17 protein-coding genes are annotated in these 19,742 nt (G+C 58.4%); 9 read left to right on the forward strand and 8 right to left on the reverse strand.

Going from position 1 to position 19,742, the window contains the following annotated elements; genetic code table 11:
• The first annotated feature begins 89 nt into the window (after positions 1–89).
• From MD273_RS11275 to thpD, 5 genes are all read left to right on the forward strand, one after another.
• Positions 90–1,685: a pyridoxal phosphate-dependent decarboxylase family protein gene (locus MD273_RS11275; protein ID WP_239037897.1), complete on the forward strand. Its 1,596-nt coding sequence runs from the start codon at positions 90–92 to the stop codon at positions 1,683–1,685.
• On the forward strand, positions 1,678–2,997 hold the full coding sequence (locus MD273_RS11280; RefSeq protein ID WP_239037898.1) for a lysine N(6)-hydroxylase/L-ornithine N(5)-oxygenase family protein: 1,320 nt from the start codon (positions 1,678–1,680) through the stop codon (positions 2,995–2,997). The genes MD273_RS11275 and MD273_RS11280 overlap by 8 nt, the downstream gene beginning before the upstream one ends.
• Position 2,998: 1 nt before the next feature.
• Positions 2,999–4,210 (forward strand): MFS transporter, encoded by a 1,212-nt coding sequence (locus MD273_RS11285; RefSeq protein WP_239037899.1) that lies wholly within the window; start codon positions 2,999–3,001, stop codon positions 4,208–4,210.
• A complete protein-coding gene (locus tag MD273_RS11295) occupies positions 4,207–6,627 on the forward strand; it encodes a GNAT family N-acetyltransferase (protein WP_285229152.1) in 2,421 nt (806 codons plus the stop codon). Before MD273_RS11285 ends, MD273_RS11295 begins: the two co-directional genes overlap by 4 nt.
• A gap of 161 nt (positions 6,628–6,788) precedes the next feature.
• Positions 6,789–7,724 carry an ectoine hydroxylase gene (gene thpD, locus MD273_RS11300; RefSeq protein ID WP_239037900.1) on the forward strand — a complete coding sequence of 312 codons (936 nt, stop codon included), beginning with the start codon at positions 6,789–6,791 and terminating at the stop codon, positions 7,722–7,724.
• Between the two features lie 46 nt (positions 7,725–7,770).
• On the opposite strand, the gene MD273_RS11305 is transcribed toward thpD, so the two are convergent.
• The 8 genes from MD273_RS11305 to rpmH form a co-directional block, all read right to left on the reverse strand.
• Positions 7,771–8,475, reverse strand: coding sequence for a glutathione S-transferase N-terminal domain-containing protein (locus tag MD273_RS11305; protein WP_239037901.1), 705 nt, complete (start codon positions 8,473–8,475; stop codon positions 7,771–7,773).
• Positions 8,476–8,477: 2 nt separating this feature from the next.
• On the reverse strand, positions 8,478–9,086 hold the full coding sequence (locus MD273_RS11310; RefSeq protein ID WP_239037902.1) for a 2-hydroxychromene-2-carboxylate isomerase: 609 nt from the start codon (positions 9,084–9,086) through the stop codon (positions 8,478–8,480).
• A gap of 194 nt (positions 9,087–9,280) precedes the next feature.
• On the reverse strand, positions 9,281–9,943 hold the full coding sequence (locus MD273_RS11315; protein WP_239037903.1) for a DUF2959 domain-containing protein: 663 nt from the start codon (positions 9,941–9,943) through the stop codon (positions 9,281–9,283).
• A gap of 12 nt (positions 9,944–9,955) precedes the next feature.
• Positions 9,956–11,326, reverse strand: a complete 1,371-nt coding sequence (gene mnmE / locus MD273_RS11320; RefSeq protein ID WP_239037904.1) for a tRNA uridine-5-carboxymethylaminomethyl(34) synthesis GTPase MnmE — start codon at positions 11,324–11,326, stop codon at positions 9,956–9,958.
• Between the two features lie 69 nt (positions 11,327–11,395).
• A complete protein-coding gene (gene yidC, locus MD273_RS11325; protein WP_239037905.1) occupies positions 11,396–13,111 on the reverse strand; it encodes a membrane protein insertase YidC in 1,716 nt (571 codons plus the stop codon).
• A 4-nt stretch (positions 13,112–13,115) separates the two neighbouring features.
• Entirely contained in the window at positions 13,116–13,364 is a 249-nt protein-coding gene (yidD, locus tag MD273_RS11330; RefSeq protein WP_239037906.1) for a membrane protein insertion efficiency factor YidD, read from the reverse strand.
• Entirely contained in the window at positions 13,364–13,771 is a 408-nt protein-coding gene (gene rnpA, locus MD273_RS11335; protein ID WP_239037907.1) for a ribonuclease P protein component, read from the reverse strand. The genes yidD and rnpA overlap by 1 nt, the downstream gene beginning before the upstream one ends.
• Before the next feature lie 14 nt (positions 13,772–13,785).
• The gene (gene rpmH / locus MD273_RS11340; protein WP_008940054.1) at positions 13,786–13,920 is read right to left on the reverse strand and encodes a 50S ribosomal protein L34; all 135 of its coding nucleotides are present in this window, start codon (positions 13,918–13,920) and stop codon (positions 13,786–13,788) included.
• A 647-nt stretch (positions 13,921–14,567) separates the two neighbouring features.
• On the opposite strand from rpmH, the gene dnaA reads away from it, so the two are divergent.
• From dnaA to recF, 4 genes are all read left to right on the forward strand, one after another.
• The gene (gene dnaA, locus MD273_RS11345) at positions 14,568–16,022 is read left to right on the forward strand and encodes a chromosomal replication initiator protein DnaA (RefSeq protein WP_239037908.1); all 1,455 of its coding nucleotides are present in this window, start codon (positions 14,568–14,570) and stop codon (positions 16,020–16,022) included.
• A 54-nt stretch (positions 16,023–16,076) separates the two neighbouring features.
• Positions 16,077–17,180, forward strand: coding sequence for a DNA polymerase III subunit beta (dnaN, locus tag MD273_RS11350; RefSeq protein ID WP_239037909.1), 1,104 nt, complete (start codon positions 16,077–16,079; stop codon positions 17,178–17,180).
• Positions 17,181–17,208: 28 nt separating this feature from the next.
• Positions 17,209–18,480: an ABC1 kinase family protein gene (locus MD273_RS11355; RefSeq protein ID WP_239037910.1), complete on the forward strand. Its 1,272-nt coding sequence runs from the start codon at positions 17,209–17,211 to the stop codon at positions 18,478–18,480.
• 110 nt (positions 18,481–18,590) lie between these two features.
• A complete protein-coding gene (recF, locus tag MD273_RS11360) occupies positions 18,591–19,721 on the forward strand; it encodes a DNA replication/repair protein RecF (protein ID WP_239037911.1) in 1,131 nt (376 codons plus the stop codon).
• The last annotated feature ends 21 nt before the right edge of the window (positions 19,722–19,742 follow it).

Raw genomic sequence — 19,742 nt, forward strand, 5'->3', positions numbered from 1 at the left:
TCGTAACTTGACACATATCAAATTTAAATAAAAATCATTATCGTTTGTATCCCGATTTGTAACTGATGTTATCAATAAGGATACAGTCGATGAACCAGGAACCCGTCGAGAGCTTTGCCCCGGAGAAGTCTCCCGGTGTGCCACCACACACCACCCTCGCCAACCGTACCCCACCGCTTTTCCATCACGACAATCTTGCCGGCTACAAAAACGGCCTGCAGGAGGTGCTACAGCTGATCGAGCAGCAAATGCACTCGGTCCACAAGCCATTTTCCGGTATCAGCCCGGAAAAACTGAGCCAGAGTTTCCAGAACGTGTGCCTCGATCAACCATTAGGGGACCTGCGACAAAGCCTCAATGAGCTCAGGGGGCTGTATCTGGACCATGCCGTTTACTTCCATCACCCTCGATACGCGGCTCACCTTAACTGCCCGGTGACCGTCCCTGCGATCCTTGCCGAACTCATCCAGGCGTCCCTCAATACCTCCGTGGATACCTGGGACCAGAGCGCCGGTGCCACCCTGATCGAGCAGAGTCTGATCGACTGGACTGCCGGCCGGATCGGTCTGGGACCGGAGGCCGATGGTGTCTTCACCAGCGGCGGCACCCAATCCAATCTGATGGCCATGCTGCTGGCCCGGGACAACACCTGCCAGCGGCTGTGGCAGCACAGCACCCGGGAGCGCGGTTTACACCCCGACGCCCACAAGCTGAGGGTATTCTGCTCCGAAGTGAGTCATTTCAGTATCCAGAAAGCAGCCGCCCTGCTCGGACTGGGCTACGAGGCGGTGGTACCGGTGCCCTGTGACGGTTACTTCCGAATGGACCCCGATGCCCTGGACACACTCCTGACCGACTGTGTTGACCGGGGTGAAATTCCCATGGCGGTCGTTGCTACTGCCGGCACCACGGATTTCGGCAGCATCGATCCTCTGCCGGCCATTGCCAGCCTTTGTAAGGCCCGGAACCTTTGGCTGCATGTGGACGCCGCCTACGGCTGCGGGTTGCTCACCTCCCTCCGGCACCGCCATCTGTTACAGGGAATAGAGCACGCGGATTCGGTGACCGTGGATTACCACAAGTCGTTCCTCCAGCCGGTGGCATGCAGTGCCCTGCTGGTTCGGGACAGACGGACCCTGTCCTGTGTCACCTGGCACGCTGAATATCTCAACCCACTCAGTGCCCGGGAGCAGGGAACCCCCAACCTTGTGGACAAAAGTCTCCAGACCACGCGCCGGTTCGATGCCCTCAAGCTGTGGATAACTCTGCGCACCCTGGGTCCCGACAGCCTCGGCGAGGCTTTCGACAACGTAATACACCTCGCCCGCAAGACCTACCTGCTCCTGCTCTCCGACGACGCAATCGAGGTAATCCATCAGCCTCAGCTCAGTACGCTGGTGTTTCGCTTCCACCCCGACCGAAGACTTTCCGGGGATCAACTGGACGACGTCAACCGCCACATCCGGCAAGCGATCATGGCGTCCGGCGAGGCGATGATCGCAGCCACCGAGGTACGAGGCCGGCAGTATCTGAAATTCACCCTGCTCAATCCCGAAACCCGGATCCGGGACCTGCAAGCCATTCTTCGTCTAATCAAGCGGCACGGCTCTGAGTACCGGGGACAGAGACCCACCCCGACCACCCCCGCAAGGGAACCTGAAAATGAGGAGCTGATCTGTGACTGACTGCTACGATTTCATCGCTATTGGCCTCGGCCCCTTCAACCTGAGTCTGGCCGCCCTGGCCGAACCGGTGACTGACCTCAAGGGTCTGGTGCTCGACGAAAACCCCGGCTTCGACTGGCACCCGGGCATGATGCTGGAGGGCACACACCTGCAGACGCCGTTCCTGTCTGACCTGGTAACGCTGGCAGACCCCACCAGCCCCTACAGCTTTCTCAATTACATCAAGGCCCGGGGGCGAATCTACTCGTTCTACATCCGGGAGAATTTCTTCCTCCAGCGGCGGGAGTACAACCAGTACTGCCAATGGGTAGCCGGGCGTTTGGGCAATGTCCGCTTCAACACCCGGGTGGAACAGGTCGAGTACGAGGATGAAGATCGCTGTTACCGCCTGAGCACCCGTTGTACCCGCACCGGTGAATACCGGATATTCCGCGCCCGCAAACTGGTGCTCGGTACCGGTCCCCGACCCTACCTGCCGGCCTGCTGCAAACAGCTGAAAGGACCGGCCCTGCATTCCTCGGAATACCTTCAACGCAAGTCGGAACTGCAGGCCCAGCCGGCGATCACCGTCCTTGGCAGCGGCCAGAGCGCAGCAGAGATCTTTCACGACCTGCTGAAGGACATCGACCACTTTGGTTACCGCCTGAACTGGATCACCCGCTCGCCCCGCTTCTTCCCGCTTGAGTACAGCAAACTGACCCTGGAGATGACCTCACCGGAATACGTGGACTATTTCCACAGTCTGCCCCCGGAGACCCGGGATCGCCTGGTGAGCCAACAGAAACACCTCTACAAGGGCATCAATACCGACCTGATCAACGACATCCACGACCTGCTCTATACCAAACGCCTGCAGACCGACCTGGACGCCCGCCTGATGACCAATTGCCGGCTCACCGATGCCCGGCAGGACGCGTCCGTTGGCGGGTTCCGGTTGTCGTTCCACCACACCGAACAGAACCGCTCGTTTAACCACCACTGTCACGGCCTGGTCCTGGCTACCGGCTACCGGTACCAGCCGCCAGCATTTCTGGAGGGCATCCGTGAGCGGATCGGGTGGGATGACCAGGACCGTTTCGACGTGAAACGCAACTACAGCATTGACAAAAACGGTGGCGAAATCTTTGTCCAGAACGCCGAATTGCACACCCACGGCTTTGTGACACCGGACCTCGGAATGGCCTGCTATCGGAACGCCTGGATCCTTCGGGAACTGACCGGCCGAGAGCCTTACCCCATCGAACGCAGGATTGCCTTCCAGGAATTCGGTGTGCCCGAGGCCGCTCCCCGGCTGCAGGCGGAGCTGTGTTGATATGACCCATCGAAGCCTGAAGTTCTGGCTGATCGGCATGACCATCTCCGCGGTGGTCGCCGATTCGATGCTGCTGCCGTTCTATCCCCACTTCTTTGCCACGGTGTTCGGCGTCACCGACGCCAACCATATTGGCCTCTATCTCAGCGCCTGCTGCTTTGCCGTGATCCTGGCGTTGCCACTCTGGGCCCGGTTGGTGCAACACACCGGTGTGTTGCGGCTCCTGGTCTGCACCCAGGTTGTCGCCGGACTGCTCAGCATCCTGTGTTACTGGACCGACACCCTGGCGGTGTTCTGGCTGGTTTCGCTGGGTATGCTGGTGTTCAAGGCCAGCTACCTGCTGATCTACCCGATGATCATGGCGGAGGAACGCCAGGACAGGCACGGCGGCACCATCGGCCTGCTTTCGGTAGTGGTCCATCTAGGCGGCATCGTCGGCGCGGTGCTCGGAGGGGCCGTGCTGCAGTGGTTCGAACCGCGACAGGTGTTCCTGGTGATGTCGGTGAGCGACTTCCTGCAGACCGCAACCTGTCTGTATCTCCTGCGACGGCCGGTGAATGGAGACGCGGGACGGGAAGTGGCGGAAACCCCGTCCGCCGCCACTCCGGGAGCCGGGGGGACGGTCCGGTTTCTGCTGCCCCTGGGCGTGGTCATGTTCGGTTTTTATTTCAGCGCCTACCTGATCCGGCCATTTTTCGTGCGCCACTGGGAGTCGGCGTCAGCGCTCACGAATGAGGTCGTATCCGGCCTGGTATTTGCCATCCCCGCCGCCATCGCGATTGCAGCACTTTGGCTCAATCTCCGGCGCAACGCCACCGCCACTGCCGGAGCCGGAATCACGTCTGCCCTGTTGCTTGCCGCTGCCGGACTGCTGATCCAGGCGTCAGACCAGCCCCTCCACGTGTTGTTGGGGCGCTGCCTGTTTGGCTGGGGCCTGTTCCAGACCACCGTGCGCCTCGACCAGCTGTTGTTTGCCCTCAGTACTCCGATCCGATACGCCGCCGACTTCAGCAAGATCAATTTCTGCCAGCAGTTTGGCGTGCTGGTGGCTTCACTGGTCGCCGGTTCCCTGGTCGCCCGATTCGAACTGACCACCCCGTTTGTGGCCGGAGCCGCCGGGCTGCTTCTGACCGCCATCGCCTTTCTGGTCCTGGTAAGACCCCTGTTGCGGTCCCACGCCCAATCCCCCGAACCCGTGAGGAGTCATTCATGACCATCGACACCCCCCTGTTCAACTACCCGCATCCCGACCTGGGCGAGTTCACGGTCCGGCCGGTGGTGCTGCCTGCCGACCTGCCCCGGATCCATGCCTGGCTCAGTTCCGACCATGCGCGCTATTGGGGCATGCAGGACATGAGCGAGACGGATCTGGCGACGTTTTATACCCGACTGCGTGAAACCGGCGAGGGTGACGCATTCATCGGCTACCACATGGGCCAACCCTCATTTCTGATGGAGACCTACCTGCCGGAGCATTCCCCCCTCGCCGATCACTACCCGGTGCAGACCGGTGACCTCGGCATGCACATCCTGGTGGCGCCGTCGGATCAGCGGATTGCCGGCTTCACCCGTGGCGTTTTCACGGTGATCATGGCGTTCCTTTTCGAGCAGCTGAACGCCCGCCGGGTCGTGGTGGAGCCGGATATCCGTAACGACCGCATCCATACCCTCAACCGTTATGCGGGCTTTGTCTACGACCGGGTCATCGAACTGCCGGACAAGACCGCCCACCTGGCGTTCTGCACCCCTGACCGTTTCCGACAAGCCCTCCGCCCACACCTTAACGAGAGTTCAACCATGAGCACAGAATCCGAATGGTCGCCACAGCAAGCAACCGAGCACCTGAATCCAACCCTGTGGCAGCACGTCAATACCCTGCTGGTTCGCAAGGCCCTGAGTGAATTCGCCCACGAACTGCTGCTCAAGCCCGAGTGCCTGTCCAGCACTGACGGATGGAACCACTACCGGGTGTCCGCCGACGAACGCGACATCGAGTACCACTTCCAGGCCCGCAAGCTGGCCCTCGACCACTGGCAAATCGACCCCGCTTCCATCAACAAACGGGTAGACGGACAACCGGCTCAGGTAGACGCAGTGGATTTCATCATCGAGTTCCGCCGGACCCTGGGCATTGGCGAGGCCATGCTGCCGACCTATCTGGAAGAAATCAGCAGCACTCTGTACGGCAGTGCCTTCAAACACCATCGGCCGGGACGGACTGTTGACGAGCTGGTGGATGCCGGCTTCCAGCAGATCGAGGCTGCCATGTCCGAGGGTCATCCCTGCTTCGTGGCTAACAACGGCCGCATCGGCTTCGGCGCCGACGACTATCGGCGTTTCAGCCCGGAAGCCGGCGCTCCGGTGCGCTTGATCTGGCTCGCGGCGCATCGTGACCACACCAGTTTCGCGGCCAGTGACGGGCTGAGTCATCGGGACCTCATTGCCAGCCAGCTGGGAGCCGCGCAAGTGGAGGCCTTTGATGCGCAGCTACGGAAACTGGGCCTGGAACCGGCCGATTATCTGTTTATCCCGGTTCATCCCTGGCAGTGGACCAACAAGCTGAGTCATATTTTCGCTCCGGATCTGGCCAACCGCCACCTTGTGTACCTGGGACACGGCGCCGATTGCTATCAGGCCCAGCAGTCCATCCGCACCTTTTTCAACCGGGACCAGCCACACCGGCATTACGTCAAGACCGCCCTGTCCATTCTCAATATGGGCTTCATGCGGGGGCTGTCGCCGTATTACATGAGCACCACGCCGGCCATCAACGATTTTATCCACAACCTGGTGAGGCAGGATCCCTACCTGGCCGGAACCGGTTTCAGCATCCTGCGGGAGGTCGCCGGTATCGGCTACACCAATCGCTACTTTGAGCATTCGGTCGACAATCACAGCCCCTACCGCAAGATGTTGTCCGCGTTGTGGCGAGAAAGCCCTGTGCCCACCGTCGAGGAAAGCCAGCAGCTGATGACGATGGCGGCACTGTTGCACGTGGATAACCAGGGCAATGCCCTGTTACCCGCCCTGATTGCCCGATCCGGACTGAGCACCCGATCCTGGGTGAGCCGCTATCTGCAATGCTACCTCTGCCCTCTCCTCCACTGCTTCTATGCCCACGATCTGGTGTTCATGCCCCATGGCGAAAACCTCATTCTGGTGCTGGAAAACGGGGCACCGGTGCGCGCGATCATGAAAGACATCGCCGAGGAGGCCGCCATCATGAATACCGACGTGGAGTTGTCGGCTAACGTGCGTCGTTTACAGGTGGCAGTACCGGAAGATCTCAAGGTGCTGTCGATTTTCACCGACCTGTTTGACTGTATCTTCCGGTTCATGTCAGCCATTCTCGAGGACCAGGGCGACTTCCCGGAGTCCGAGTTCTGGCGACTGGTCGCAGAATGCATCCATGATTACCAGGCGGCGCATCCCGACCTGGCGGACAAGTTCCGGCGTCATGATCTGTTCGCGCCCAAATTCGCCCGTTCCTGCCTGAACCGGTTACAGCTGGCCAATAACCAGCAGATGGTGGACCTGTCAGACCCGGCCGGTGCTCTTCAGTTTGTCGGCACGCTGGACAACCCGGTTGCCGCCTACCGGGAGGAAGCCATGGCTGAAACACTCGACTGACATTGAGTCCCCCCGGGGTACAAACCCCGGGGGATTTTCTGCCCTTGAAATTGACTCAGGCACCCCCATCTCTTTGGTGCCTTTCCGTGCTGAATTCATTAACTCTATGAGGTGAAAGGAAAAATTTGTTCAGACATTGAATAAAAGAAGGAGGTTCGAATATGGAGACTCGTACTGACGACTTTTATCCAACCCGCCTGGAACGCCCCACCCCGAGCTTTGAACGCCGGGACCCGGTTATCCACAGCACCGGAGACGACCGCACCAACGGTCCCCTGAGTGAAACCGAACTGGCCCAATACGAGCGCGACGGGTTCCTCGCCATCAACAACTTTCTCGACCAGGCCACCGTCCAGAAATTCCGTGAGGATCTGCGTGCCTATGAGGACGATGACAGCATCCTGCGCTCCGAGGGCACCATCACCGAGCCGGGCAAGCAGGAGATTCGCTCGATCTTCGGCATTCACGAGCTGTCCGATCGCTTTGACCGCCTGACCCGGGATCCGAAAATTCTCGCCATGGTAAGGCAACTGCTGGGCAGCGATGCCTACATCCACCAATCCCGCATCAACTTCAAGCCGGGCTTCCACGGCAAGGGATTCGACTGGCACTCCGATTTCGAGACCTGGCACGCCGAGGACGGCATGCCTCGTATGCGCGCCGTCAGCTTCTCGATCGCACTGACCGACAACACCCCGTTCAACGGCCCGCTGATGCTGATCCCGGGCTCCCACAAGACCTTTGTACCCTGCGTCGGCCGCACCCCCGAGGACAACTACCAGTCCTCCCTGAAAAAACAGGAGCTCGGGGTACCCAATGATCAGGACCTGAAACGGATGGCCGATGAGTACGGCATCAAGGCGCCCACCGGCGCAGCCGGCTCGCTGATCATTTTCGAGTGCAACACCCTGCACGCCTCCAACGCCAACATGTCACCCTGGCCGCGGAGCAACCTGTTCTTTGTCTACAACAGTGTGGAAAACCAGCTGGAACAGCCCTACTGCGGCAACAAGCCGCGGCCGGACTTCCTCGGCAACCGCACCCGCACTGAAGCCCTGAAACCGGCTGGTCAGGACAACTGGCGCAAAACCGGGTAACACGACCCTGCGATTGCAACGGGAGGGGGAAGCCGGAAGGCTTCCCCTAACCTTTCCTGTCCGTCGCTGCCGTTTGACCAAACAACAGTTTCTTTCCTTCCTCGGTGACCGCCGGACGGCTGGACCAGGGCTTGCCTTTCTCGTAGGCAGCAATCACCGCCGGCCTTGCTTGCATCGAATAGAACCACCGCTCAAGGTTGGGAAAGTCCGAGAGGGATTGCCGTTGCCGCTCGTGGGGCACGATCCAGGGATAAATGGCGATATCGGCAATGGAATAACTGTCGGCAACCCAGTCCCGACCATGCAGACGGGTATCGAGTACGCCGTACAGGCGGTTGGTTTCATTGACGTAACGATTGATCGCGTACGGAACCTGTTCAGGGGCGTACTGCACAAAGTGATGGGCCTGCCCTGCCATCGGTCCCAGACCTCCCATCTGCCACATCAGCCATTCCAGTGCGGTTTTCCTGCCCCGAAGGTCGACGGGGAGGAAGCAGCCGGTCTTTTCTGCCAGATAGATAAGGATGGCGCCGGACTCGAACACGGTGACCGGCTCATCATCACCGTCGCCGGGATCCCGGTCGATGATCGCCGGCATGCGATTGTTGGGTGAGAAGGCAAGAAACTCGGGCTTGAACTGGTCTCCGGCACTGATATCCACAGGGTGGATCCGGTAATCAAGGCCCGCCTCCTCGAGGAAAATGGTGATCTTGTGGCCATTGGGAGTCGGCCAGTAATAGAGATCGATCATCATTATTCTCCGGGCTTTGCTTCCAGAGTCTCGGCCAACAACTCAATCCGGTCCTGACCCCAGAACTGCTCGCCATTCAACACATAGGCCGGAGCACCGAGAACGCCCTGGTCAACCGCCTCGTCGCTGTTGCGGTCATATAGGTCAGCGATGTCCGTTGACTGCGCCGCTTCAATGACACCATCGGCGTCCAGTTCGAGCGTATTCAGAATGTCACGAATCACCGCTTCATCCGCGATGTCCTTCTCCTCGGCCCAACAGGCGGCCAGAACGCGCTGGACAAATTCGCCGGGATGGCGGCCAGCCTGTTGCAGTGCAATAACGCAACGGTCGGCCAAGCCGGGATCTGTCGGGAAGTGTGCAGGTTTGAGATTAACGGCCAGACCTCGTTTCTTTGCCCATCGTTCGATCTCTAGCAGGCGGTATTCCTGACGGCAAACCGGGCGCTCAGGCACGGGTTTCGCGCCGGAGTTGGCAAACACCTTTGCCAGTTTCACTGGCTTGAAATTGACCTCTGCGCCAGCCTGTCCGGCCGTCTCCAGAAACACCCGGTGTCCGAGATAGGTGAACGGGGAAATGCAGGTGAAGTAATAATCGATCCTGGGATTCATCGCTTTTGCTCCTGAACAATGGCTGTTGTTGTTATCCTGTCCAGTACTTTAGTAATTATTGAGCGATCACTCAATAAATAATTCAGCTGTACGTTCGGGTAACCGGAATCAACGAGAGGCTTGTACGTGCCGGGAAGCAGAAAAGGGAAGCCCGGATGCGGCTTCCCCTTCCAGTCAGTAGCGGTTGAGCCGGGTCACTGATCCCGGAACCGCCGGATAAACGCCTCGGATTCGGCAATCGAGGCTTCCATGTTGCGAATCAGGTTATCCACATCACTGCGGATCCGGCCAAGTTCGGTTTCCAGAGCCCCGATGGCCTGGGCGTTGAGGTTGTGCTTGAGATACAGCACCTGGTCCTCGAAGGCCTGCAGGACCGGATCCATCTGATCTTCGGCCTGATGCATGCGGGTGATCAGTTGTTGGTACTGACTCCGGGTTTCCCGCAGCTGCTGCTGGCTGCTGCGCCTCAGGGAGGCACTTTCGTAAAGATCCAGCTCCTCTTCCCATTCATCGAAGAGGGCTTCGGACACATCCTCGACACCGTCAATACGATCCCTCACCGCGTCAGCGGCATCGACGCTGTCCTCGTATGCGTCACGGATCTCCTCGTATTTCTCCTTGAGTTCGGTGTCCGGCGTGGCCACCACGCTCTGGAACCGGGCCAGGGACGAGCGGAAGGTTTCCTGGGCTTCCGATTGGGCATCGCGGGCGTCTTCCACCCGGTCCACCAGAATACCCCGCTTTTCGAAGCCGAGTTTTTCCATGGCGTTGTAGTACACCGTGCTGCAGCCGCCCAGTGCCAGGGCGAGCAGAAACGCGGTCATCAACGCAGCTACCCGGCCGTGTGACGTTTCCATGGCTTTGTCCTCTTATTTTCCGATACAGAAACTGCTGAATATCTTGCCCAGAAGTTCATCCGGGGTCAGATGCCCGGTGATTTCCCCGAGGGCATCCTGGGCCGCTCGCAGATCTTCAGCCAGCAGTTCGCCGGCGCCATAGCCTTCGAGCTGGGTCTGGCCCTGGAGCAGGGAGTCCCGGGCGCGTTCCAGGGCATCCAGATGCCGACGCCGGGCCAGGAATCCCCCCTCGGTGGTGGTCACAAAGCCCATGCACTGTTTCAGATGGTCCCGCAGAATTTCGAGTCCTTCAGAGGATTTGGCCGCCAGCCGGATGACGGGCGCTGCCTGGTGGGGCTCGGCCGTGATGCCAACGGCCTCTCCCGACAGATCCACCTTGTTCCGGATCACGGTCACCGGGGCATTCGGGGGCAGCCGGTCGATGAAGTCCGGCCAGATTTCGTGGGGCTCGGTCTTGTCGGTGGTGGTGGCATCCACCATCAGCAGGATCCGGTCGGCCTGACGGATCTCATCCCAGGCCCGGGCAATGCCGATCTGTTCCACTTCGTCGGGACTGTCCCGCAGACCAGCGGTATCGATGATATGCAGCGGCATGCCGTCGATGTGGATATGTTCCCGGAGCACGTCCCGGGTGGTGCCCTCGATGGCAGTGACAATGGCCGCTTCCCGACCCGCCAGAGCATTGAGCAGGGAGGACTTGCCGGCATTGGGGCGTCCGCCAATCACCACTTTCATGCCGTCCCGCAGAATGGTGCCCTGCTGGGCCTCGGCCAGGATGGTATGGACCCGTTCAATCAACGCATTCAGGTCGGTGGCCACCTTGCCATCGGCCAGGAAGTCGATTTCCTCCTCGGGAAAGTCGATGGCAGCCTCGACGTAGATCCGTAAGTGAGTGACCGCGTCCACGAGCTCGTCGATCCGGCGGGAGAAAACCCCTTGCATCGAGCGCACGGCACAGCGTGCCGCCTGCTCCGAACTGCTTTCGATCAGATCGGCAATGGCCTCGGCCTGGGCGAGGTCGAGCTTGTCATTGAGAAAGGCCCGCTCGGAAAATTCCCCCGGTCGGGCCAGCCGGGCACCGAGGCTGCAGACTTCCCGGAGCAACAGATCCAGGATCACCGTGCCACCATGGCCCTGGAGCTCGAACACGTCCTCGCCGGTGAAGGAGTGAGGGTTGGGGAAAAACAGCCCGATGCCCTCGTCGATGAGCTGACCAGAGTTATCCACAAAGGGCCCGTAATGGGCGTACCGGGGTTTCGGCTCAAAACCGAGCATGCGGTTGGCGATGGCCCGGGCCTTCGGACCGGAGACCCGAACGATACCGACACCGGCCTGGCCAGGCGCGGTGGCAATCGCGGCAATGGTGTCTGTACTCTGCTGCATGAAAATTCCCCGGCTGAAATAACAGAGGCTCCGTGAAGGAGCCTCTGTCGGGTCAGGTCAGCACTTCGGTCAGTGCTTCTTGCCTGCCACTTCCGCTTCGATCTTGCGGGTAATGTACCACTGCTGGGCGATCGACAGAATGTTGTTGACCAGCCAGTACAGAACCAGACCTGCCGGGAACCACAGGAAGAACACGGTGAAGATCAGCGGCATCATCTTCATGATCTTGGCCTGCATGGGATCCGGCGGTGTCGGGTTCAGGTGCATCTGCAGGAACATGCTGGCACCCATCAGGATCGGCAGGATGAAGTACGGATCCATCTGGGACAGGTCATTTATCCACAGCATGAACGGGGCATGACGCAGCTGCACACTCTCGAACAACACCCAGTACAGGGAAATGAACACCGGCATCTGCACCAGGATCGGGAGACAGCCGCCGAGCGGGTTGATCTTCTCCCGCTTGTACAGGGCCATCATTTCCTGGGACATGCGCTGGCGATCATCGCCGTACAGTTCCTTGAGCCGGGTCAGCTGCGGAGCAACCGCACGCATCTTCGCCATGGAACGGTAACTGGTCGCGGACAGGTGGAAGAATACGCCCTTGACCAGAACGGTCAGCAGAATGATGGACACGCCCCAGTTACCCACCAGGCCGTGGAACCACTGCAGGATGTAGAACAGCGGCAGGGAAATGAAGAACAGCCAGCCAAAGTCCACGGTACGGTCGAGATTCGGCGCGACTGCCTCAAGCCGGTCGATGATCTTCGGACCGACATAGGCAGTGGCGCCAACATCGGCGGTCTCGCCCGGTGCGACGGTGGTGGCGGGATAGACGAATCCCATGACGTGCAATGGCCCGCGCTGGGTGCTCTGGAACTGCGCTGGCGTATCACGCTCGGGAATCCAGGCACTCAGGAAATAGTGCTGCAGGAACGCCAGCCAGCCATTGGTGACTTGCTGGTTAACGCGGTTTTCCTTGAGATCGTCAAAGTCGAATTTTTCATAGGGATCTTCCGGCGAGCTCATCACCATGCCCAGATAGGCACGAATGCCCATGCTTGCCTGGCTGGTAGGATCCGGGGCTTCGTCGCGGACGATCTTGCCGGTGAAGTTGGCCTGCCAGGGTTCACCGGAATTGTTTTCAACCAGGTAGCGCACACCAATCTCGTAGCTGTCGCGCTCGAACTGGTAACGCTTGGTGATTTTCACGCCATTATCGGTGGTAAAGGTGAGGTCCACCGTCAACTGGTCCTGGCCTTCCTCGAGCTCATACTGATTGGCGGCGGTCTGGTAAACGGGCGCCGTGCCATTTTTCTGGCTATCGGGGCCATCCTGACCGATCAGTCCGCTTTCCAGAACGTAGGTGCGGGTTTCAGTGTTGGTCAGAAGCTTGAGCGGTTCCTTGCTGTTCAGGGATTTGTCGTAATTCAGCAGGGAGCTGTGGACAAGATTACCGCTGACCCGGTCGATCGTCAGGTCGTAAACATCGGTCCGTACGGTCACAAACTGGTCTTCGACAGTGGTGCCTTCCGCGGTTGCTGCCACGGTCGCCTGGCCACTCTCGGGTGTGGAAAACTCTTCGGTACCTGCCGCAGTTGAACCGTTCTGTTCCGGGAGCACCATGCCGTCGTCACCGCTGGTGCTGCTGGTATTTGACGGGCTGGCAACCTGTGCAGTTTCAGTAGCCTGAGGCTGCTGATGATAATCCTCGTTCCAGGCCAGCACCATCAGATAACTGACAATCGCCAGGCCGGCAAACAAAACAATGCGTTGAATATCCATAGGATTACTGTCTGGTCTGGGTGGTTTGAGGGGAATGCTCAGTACCTGGAACAGGATCGTAGCCGCCTTCACTCCAGGGGTGACACCTGCCTAAACGCCGGATGGCGAGAACCGAGCCTTTGGCGGCACCGTGCAGGTTAATGGCTTCAAGAGCATATTGCGAGCACGTGGGATAGTGGCGGCAGTGACTCGCCATCAGAGGACTGATTGCGTATTGATAGAAGCGAATGGGCACAAGCAACAGTTTGCGCATTAACCCGTTCCTCTACCGGCAGGCCTGCTTTCAGCTGCTCGGGACGGCGATGACTGGTGGTATTTTTTTTTGAGTCGGCGCCAGAGATCGTTCAGTGAGTCCCGGATACTCTGGTTGTCCAGACTGGCCAACCCCTGACGTCCAAGGAGCACGATATCCACGCCGGGCAGGTCGTGCTGGAGTCTGAAAGTCTCTCGGACCTGGCGTTTTACCCGGTTTCTCTGGACGGCCAGCTTCAGATTCTTCTTGGAAAACACCAGACCGATCCTGGCGTGACCGAGATTATTCGGTGTGGCCAGGATCAGGAAATTCCGGTGCGGAACCTTCAGCTGTACGTCATCGAAGACTTTGCTGTAATCCGCAGGCCGTAGGAGACGGGCGGATTTTGGAAAACCCAAAGCCTTCATCAGGCGAGCAAATCTTACGCTGACAGGCGCGCGCGACCTTTGGCACGGCGACGGGACAGAACCTTGCGGCCGTTGGCAGTGGCCATACGGGCACGGAAACCGTGGACGCGCTTACGCTTCAGGACGCTTGGTTGAAACGTTCTTTTCATGGTGACGATCTCACATTTCGTAAGTTTGAAATTCAGTAACTGGCTGGAAAATGTACAGCCAAAACAGGAGCGGCATTCTATGCAAATGCCGGTGAAAATTCAATGTTTATTGTGCCAGGACGAATACGTGGTATCCGGTGTGCCGGGGTGGGCAACCGAATAACAGAATCAATAAGTCTTTTATGAATTCTTTTAAGGATTATTTATTACTGTTATTAGGCGTCAGGGTTTCTGTGGATAAGGGCAATTTTTCTTTGATCGTCAGTTTCCTAGCTCGTTGACAAGGTTATTGACAAGGAGGCCTGAGGTCTGTGGAGGGAAGGCTGACGAAATGTGGGAAAGTCGGATTATCGGAAAGGATCGTGGTTATCCACTGATCGGTCCCGGGATTTCGCACAGGGTTGCGCGCAGGGTGTACACACAGGGCTGTGGGTAACTTTTTTATAGTGGGTTTACTGTACACAAGGGTGTAGGTAAGTCCCTAAGGGTTTGTTTTAGCAGTTTTTAAATTTCCACAGGCTGTTTATGAGTTCAGTTTTGCACTTTTACTGGTAGGGCGCTCGGGTTAGAATCCGGGATCACCTCTTTACTACCGGAAGCAGTCGGTCCGGCAAGAAGAATTTCTGGGTTATCGGGAGCAGACGGTCGTGCCGAACAGTATGTGGCATCAATGTCTTGAAGTACTCCGGGACGAGTTTCCCGCACAGCAATTCAATACCTGGTTGAGGCCCCTTCAGTCGGATCACCGGGAAGGCCAGCTGGTGCTGTTCGCTCCCAACCGGTTCGTGATGGACTGGGTCAATGAAAAGTATCTGCGCCGTATAGAGGAAGTACTCAAGGATCTGAACGGTGGTCAGGCGCCCCGGGTCAATATGAAGGTCGGTTCGGCGCCTCGGGAGGAAACCCCCGTCAATCGGGCCGCGGAAAAGCCGAAGGTCAACGGCAGGCTGCAGGAGGAAACCGGCAATCAGGTCACCGAAGAAGAGAAAGGTGTGGCCGCGACAGTGGCTGGCCCGGTGAGTGTAAAGCCCAAAGCTGACCACAATCGTCGGGAGGTCCAGGTTGAAGGTGACATCAAGCACCAGAGTTTTCTGAATGAAGGCTTCACCTTCGAAACCTTCGTCGAAGGTAAATCGAACCAACTGGCCCGGGCGGCGTCCATGCAGGTAGCGGAGAATCCGGGGGGCGCCTATAACCCTCTTTTCCTGTATGGCGGTGTGGGCCTGGGTAAGACCCACCTGATGCATGCGATTGGTAATGAAATCGTTCGTCGGAATCCCCGGGCCAAGGTTGCCTATCTCCGCTCAGAGCGGTTTGTGGCGGACATGGTCAAGGCGTTGCAGCTCAACGCGATCAATGAATTCAAGCGCTATTACCGGTCCGTTGATGCCCTGTTGATCGACGACATCCAGTTCTTTGCGCGCAAGGAGCGATCCCAGGAAGAGTTTTTCCACACCTTCAACGCCCTGCTTGAGGGCGGCCAGCAGGTCATCGTGACCTGTGACCGTTTCCCCAAGGAAATTTCGGATATGGAGGAGCGTCTGAAATCCCGCTTCGGCTGGGGTCTGACGGTCATGGTGGAGCCGCCGGAACTGGAAACACGGGTCGCGATCCTGATGAAAAAAGCCGAGCAGGCCAACGTCAAACTCAGTAGTGAAGCCGCGTTTTTTATTGCCCAGAAGATTCGTTCGAATGTGCGGGAGCTAGAGGGGGCGCTTCGTCTGGTGATAGCGAATGCTCACTTCACGGGGTCGGAAATCACCCCACCGTTCATCCGGGAGAGCCTGAAGGACCTGCTGGCGCTGCACGAGAAACAGGTCAGCATCGACAACATTCAGCGCACGGTGGCGGAATACTACAAGATCAAGGTGGCGGACCTGCTGTCCAAGCGCCGGACCCGGACAGTGACCCGGCCCCGGCAGGTGGCGATGTCCCTGGCCAAGGAACTGACCAATCACAGTTTGCCGGAAATAGGCGATGCCTTTGGCGGACGAGATCACACCACGGTACTGCATGCGTGCAAGAAGATCCTGGAACTGCAGGATACGGATCCGGGTATCCGTGAGGATTATCAGAACTTTATGAGACTGCTGACCACCTGATGCCGGGCGTTAGCGATAACATTCACCCTTCCAACACAAAGAAAGCTGAGTGCCATGAAACTGACGATCAGCCGTGAATCCCTGCTCACCCCGCTGCAAAGTATTGCCGGCGTGGTAGAGAAGAAACAGACAATGCCCGTGCTTTCCAACGTACTGCTGGTGGCCGAGGACAATACGCTGACCCTGACCGGGACCAATATGGAGGTTGAACTGGTGGGCCGGGTGACTCCGGTGCATGTGGACCAGTCTGGCCGGATTACGGTACCCGCCCGGAAGCTGGCTGATATTTGCCGGGCCCTGGGCGATGAATCGCCGATCGAGTTGTCCCTGGAGGGGGATCGGCTGCATCTGCGCTCGGGTAACAGCCACTTCACCCTCTCCACGTTGCCCGCGGAACATTTCCCCAACGTCGAGGATGAGGACGAGAGCTTCCGGCTGGAGCTGCCCCAGAAGGAGTTGGGTCGGATGCTGGATGCCACCGCGTTTGCCATGGCCCAACAGGATGTTCGCTACTATCTGAACGGTCTGTTGCTGGAAGTGTCGGCCGAGCACGTACGCACAGTCGCTACCGATGGTCACCGGCTGGCGATGGCGCACGTGGACATGCAGACCGGCTGCCCCGACTTGCGCCAGGTGATCGTTCCGCGCAAGGGCGTACTGGAACTGGCGCGACTGCTGGACGATGTGGAAACGCCGGTAACGCTGGTGATTGGTGATAACCATCTGCGGGCGACGGTCGGAGCCTACACCTTTACCTCCAAACTCATTGAAGGCAAGTTCCCGGATTACAACCGGGTGATTCCTCGAGGTGGCGACAAGGTGGTACTTGCTGACCGGTCGACCCTGAAGAACACTTTGCAGCGTGCAGGGATTCTGTCCCACGAGAATATCCGCGGTGTCCGGTTGAACCTCGGGCCAAACCAGCTTCAGGTGTTTGCCAACAATCCGGACCAGGAACAGGCCGAAGACGCGCTGCCGGTGGAGTATCAGGGCGAATCACTCCAGATCGGCTTTAATGTAGGCTACCTGGTGGATGTGATGAATGCGCTGGATGACGATCAGGTCAAGATTACCCTGTCCAATCCCAACAGCAGTGCATTGATCGAAGCGGAAAATGACAACCGGTGCCTGTACGTGGTCATGCCGATGCGGCTGTAACCCGGGTACCGGGTAAGGGAGACATACCATGGGTACCGTGACGAACGGAATCAAAGGGGCATTCAGGATTGGCCAGACGCTGTCGGTGCTGGGCCGGACGGGCATCAACTGGGTTCGGGGCGAACGGCCCCCTGCCCCGCGTCTGTTGCGCCAGACTTTCGAGTCCCTGGGCGCGACCTACATCAAGCTGGGTCAGTTCATTGCCAGTTCTCCGACGTTCTTCCCGAAAGAGTACGTCGAGGAATTCCAGTACTGTCTGGACAAGACGCCGAGCCTGCCGTTCGGGGTGATCAAGAAGATCATCCGGGAGGAGTTGGGGCGTCCGATCGAGGAGGTTTACTCCGAGATCGACCCGGTTGCGCTGGCGTCGGCGTCGATTGCCCAGGTCCATGCGGCACGATTGGTGACCGGCGAGGACGTGGTGATCAAGGTCCAGAAACCGGGTGTGGAAAACATCCTGCTGACCGATCTCAATTTCCTGTACCTCTCGGCACGCATTCTGGAAACCCTGGCGCCGAAGCTGTCCTGGACATCCATGTCCGGGATAATCGAGGAAATCCAGCGCACCATGATGGAAGAGTGTGATTTCATCAAGGAAGCGAACAACCTGAAGGTCTTCCGCAATTTTCTGCACGATACCCACAACGAGGAGGCGACATGCCCCCGGGTATATGAGCAGTGCAGTACCCGTCGCATCCTGACCATGGAACGTTTCCACGGCGTACCACTGACCGATCTGGAAAGTATCCGGGGTTATGCCCGGGATCCGGAACACACGCTCATTACGGCCATGAATACCTGGTTTGCCAGTCTGACTCGCTGCGAGTTTTTCCATGCCGATGTGCATGCCGGGAACCTGATGGTGTTGCGCGACGGCCGGGTCGGTTTCATCGATTTCGGTATCGTTGGGCGAATCAAGCCGGATACCTGGCAGGCGGTGAGTGATTTCATTTCCGCGATCATGGTTGGCAACTTTGATGGAATGGCGGATGCGATGATCCGGATCGGCGTTACCCATCAGACCGTGAAAGTTTCAGAGCTGGCGGCGGATCTGCGGCGTCTTTATCAGCAGATGGACCGTATGGTGCCGGATCAGGTGCCCTATGGCGCCGATCAGGCCGAGGATGATGTGAATAACATTCTCATGGATATGGTCAGGATCGGAGAGAGCCACGGTTTGCATTTCCCCAGGGAATTCGCGCTGCTGCTCAAGCAGTTCCTGTACTTCGATCGGTATGTTCACATCCTGGCCCCGGAAATGGATGTGTTCATGGATGAACGTTTAAACATGTTGCATTGAAGCCGGTCGCCATTACCGGACAGCTTTTGTACACTAAGGCAGCTCCCGGATAATCCGGTGCTGCCTTTTTTTATGGCCAAGTTTCGTCCCCCCGGAAAGCCAACCCTTCTATGGCCCTTGTCAGACTCCAGACCGAGCACTTTCGCAATCTTGCGCCGGAACCGGTGTCGTTTTCTCCATCGTTCAATCTTCTTTATGGCGCGAATGGCAGTGGAAAAACCAGCGTGTTGGAAGCCATAGGCTACCTGGGGCTCGGACGGTCCTTCCGGGTCAGTCGGCATCAGGCCGTCGTGAGTCACGGGCAGAGCCGTTTCACGGTATTTGGCGGGCTGGACCGAGGGGCTGATGAAGAGCCGGGACCCGGTGCAACGGAAGGTCTCGCCCATCGGCTCGGGATCTCCCGGGATGTGAGTCTGAAAGAGACCTCGCTGCGGGTGGACGGGGAAAGTGTGCGAAGTCTGTCGCTCATGGCAAAGCACCTGCCCGTGTCGGTCATTGATCCCGGCGTTTTCGACATTGTGGCGGGCGGTCCCGGGAAACGTCGGCAATTTCTCGACTGGTTAGTGTTCCACGTGGAACCTTCCTTTGCGTCGGTCTGGCAGCAATGCCAGAGAGTCACATCACAGCGGAATCAAACGCTCAGAAATGGTAGAATGGACGAATCCCTGTTACGGGTCTGGGATACTCAGTACACAGCCCTCAGCGAGCGTCTGAGTGACGCGCGGCAAGCGACGTTCGATCGCTTCAAGGAATCGTTTGAGCTTCTGGTGGAGCAGGTGGACGTACCCTGGACCCAAGGTCTGAAGATGGAGTTTTTCCCAGGTTGGGATCGGGCTCAGGCCCTGACTGAAATTCTGGGACGTCACCGGGAACAGGAATTGAAAATGGGCCACACGCTGTATGGCCCGAACCGTGCCGACATCCGTCTTAAATTCCAGGGGCGGCCGGTCGCAGAAACCTTTTCCCGGGGACAGCAGAAAACCCTGGTTATATTGATGAAGATCGCCCAAGGGATGGTGTTGAGTGAGATGGGCCGTCAGGTCACGTTTTTGCTCGATGACATCAATGCAGAGCTGGATGTGGGTCATCGGGCAATGCTGGCGCAGAAACTCCGTGCCCTGGGCAGCCAGGTATTTATTACATCGATTGAATATCCGGACCCGGAATCCCTTTGGGGCAATGTCGACACTCCGGATTACAGAATGTTCCACGTGGAACATGGCAAATTGACGGAAGAATAAACCGGCGATGCCGAGCCTGAT

This window comes from Marinobacter sp. C7, from assembly GCF_022343555.1.
In the GTDB taxonomy this organism is placed as follows: domain Bacteria; phylum Pseudomonadota; class Gammaproteobacteria; order Pseudomonadales; family Oleiphilaceae; genus Marinobacter.

Bases quoted from the DNA above. Each gene is read 5' to 3' on its own strand.
- MD273_RS11275 (WP_239037897.1), top strand. From the start codon at position 90: ATGAACCAGGAACCCGTCGAGAGCTTTGCCCCGGAGAAGTCTCCCGGT.
- MD273_RS11285 (WP_239037899.1), top strand. From the start codon at position 2,999: ATGACCCATCGAAGCCTGAAGTTCTGGCTGATCGGCATGACCATCTCC.
- MD273_RS11295 (WP_285229152.1), top strand. From the start codon at position 4,207: ATGACCATCGACACCCCCCTGTTCAACTACCCGCATCCCGACCTGGGC.
- thpD (WP_239037900.1), top strand. From the start codon at position 6,789: ATGGAGACTCGTACTGACGACTTTTATCCAACCCGCCTGGAACGCCCC.
- MD273_RS11305 (WP_239037901.1), bottom strand. From the start codon at position 8,475: ATGATCGATCTCTATTACTGGCCGACTCCCAATGGCCACAAGATCACC.
- MD273_RS11310 (WP_239037902.1), bottom strand. From the start codon at position 9,086: ATGAATCCCAGGATCGATTATTACTTCACCTGCATTTCCCCGTTCACC.
- MD273_RS11315 (WP_239037903.1), bottom strand. From the start codon at position 9,943: ATGGAAACGTCACACGGCCGGGTAGCTGCGTTGATGACCGCGTTTCTG.
- mnmE (WP_239037904.1), bottom strand. From the start codon at position 11,326: ATGCAGCAGAGTACAGACACCATTGCCGCGATTGCCACCGCGCCTGGC.
- yidC (WP_239037905.1), bottom strand. From the start codon at position 13,111: ATGGATATTCAACGCATTGTTTTGTTTGCCGGCCTGGCGATTGTCAGT.
- yidD (WP_239037906.1), bottom strand. From the start codon at position 13,364: ATGCGCAAACTGTTGCTTGTGCCCATTCGCTTCTATCAATACGCAATC.
- rnpA (WP_239037907.1), bottom strand. From the start codon at position 13,771: ATGAAGGCTTTGGGTTTTCCAAAATCCGCCCGTCTCCTACGGCCTGCG.
- rpmH (WP_008940054.1), bottom strand. From the start codon at position 13,920: ATGAAAAGAACGTTTCAACCAAGCGTCCTGAAGCGTAAGCGCGTCCAC.
- dnaN (WP_239037909.1), top strand. From the start codon at position 16,077: ATGAAACTGACGATCAGCCGTGAATCCCTGCTCACCCCGCTGCAAAGT.
- MD273_RS11355 (WP_239037910.1), top strand. From the start codon at position 17,209: ATGGGTACCGTGACGAACGGAATCAAAGGGGCATTCAGGATTGGCCAG.
- recF (WP_239037911.1), top strand. From the start codon at position 18,591: ATGGCCCTTGTCAGACTCCAGACCGAGCACTTTCGCAATCTTGCGCCG.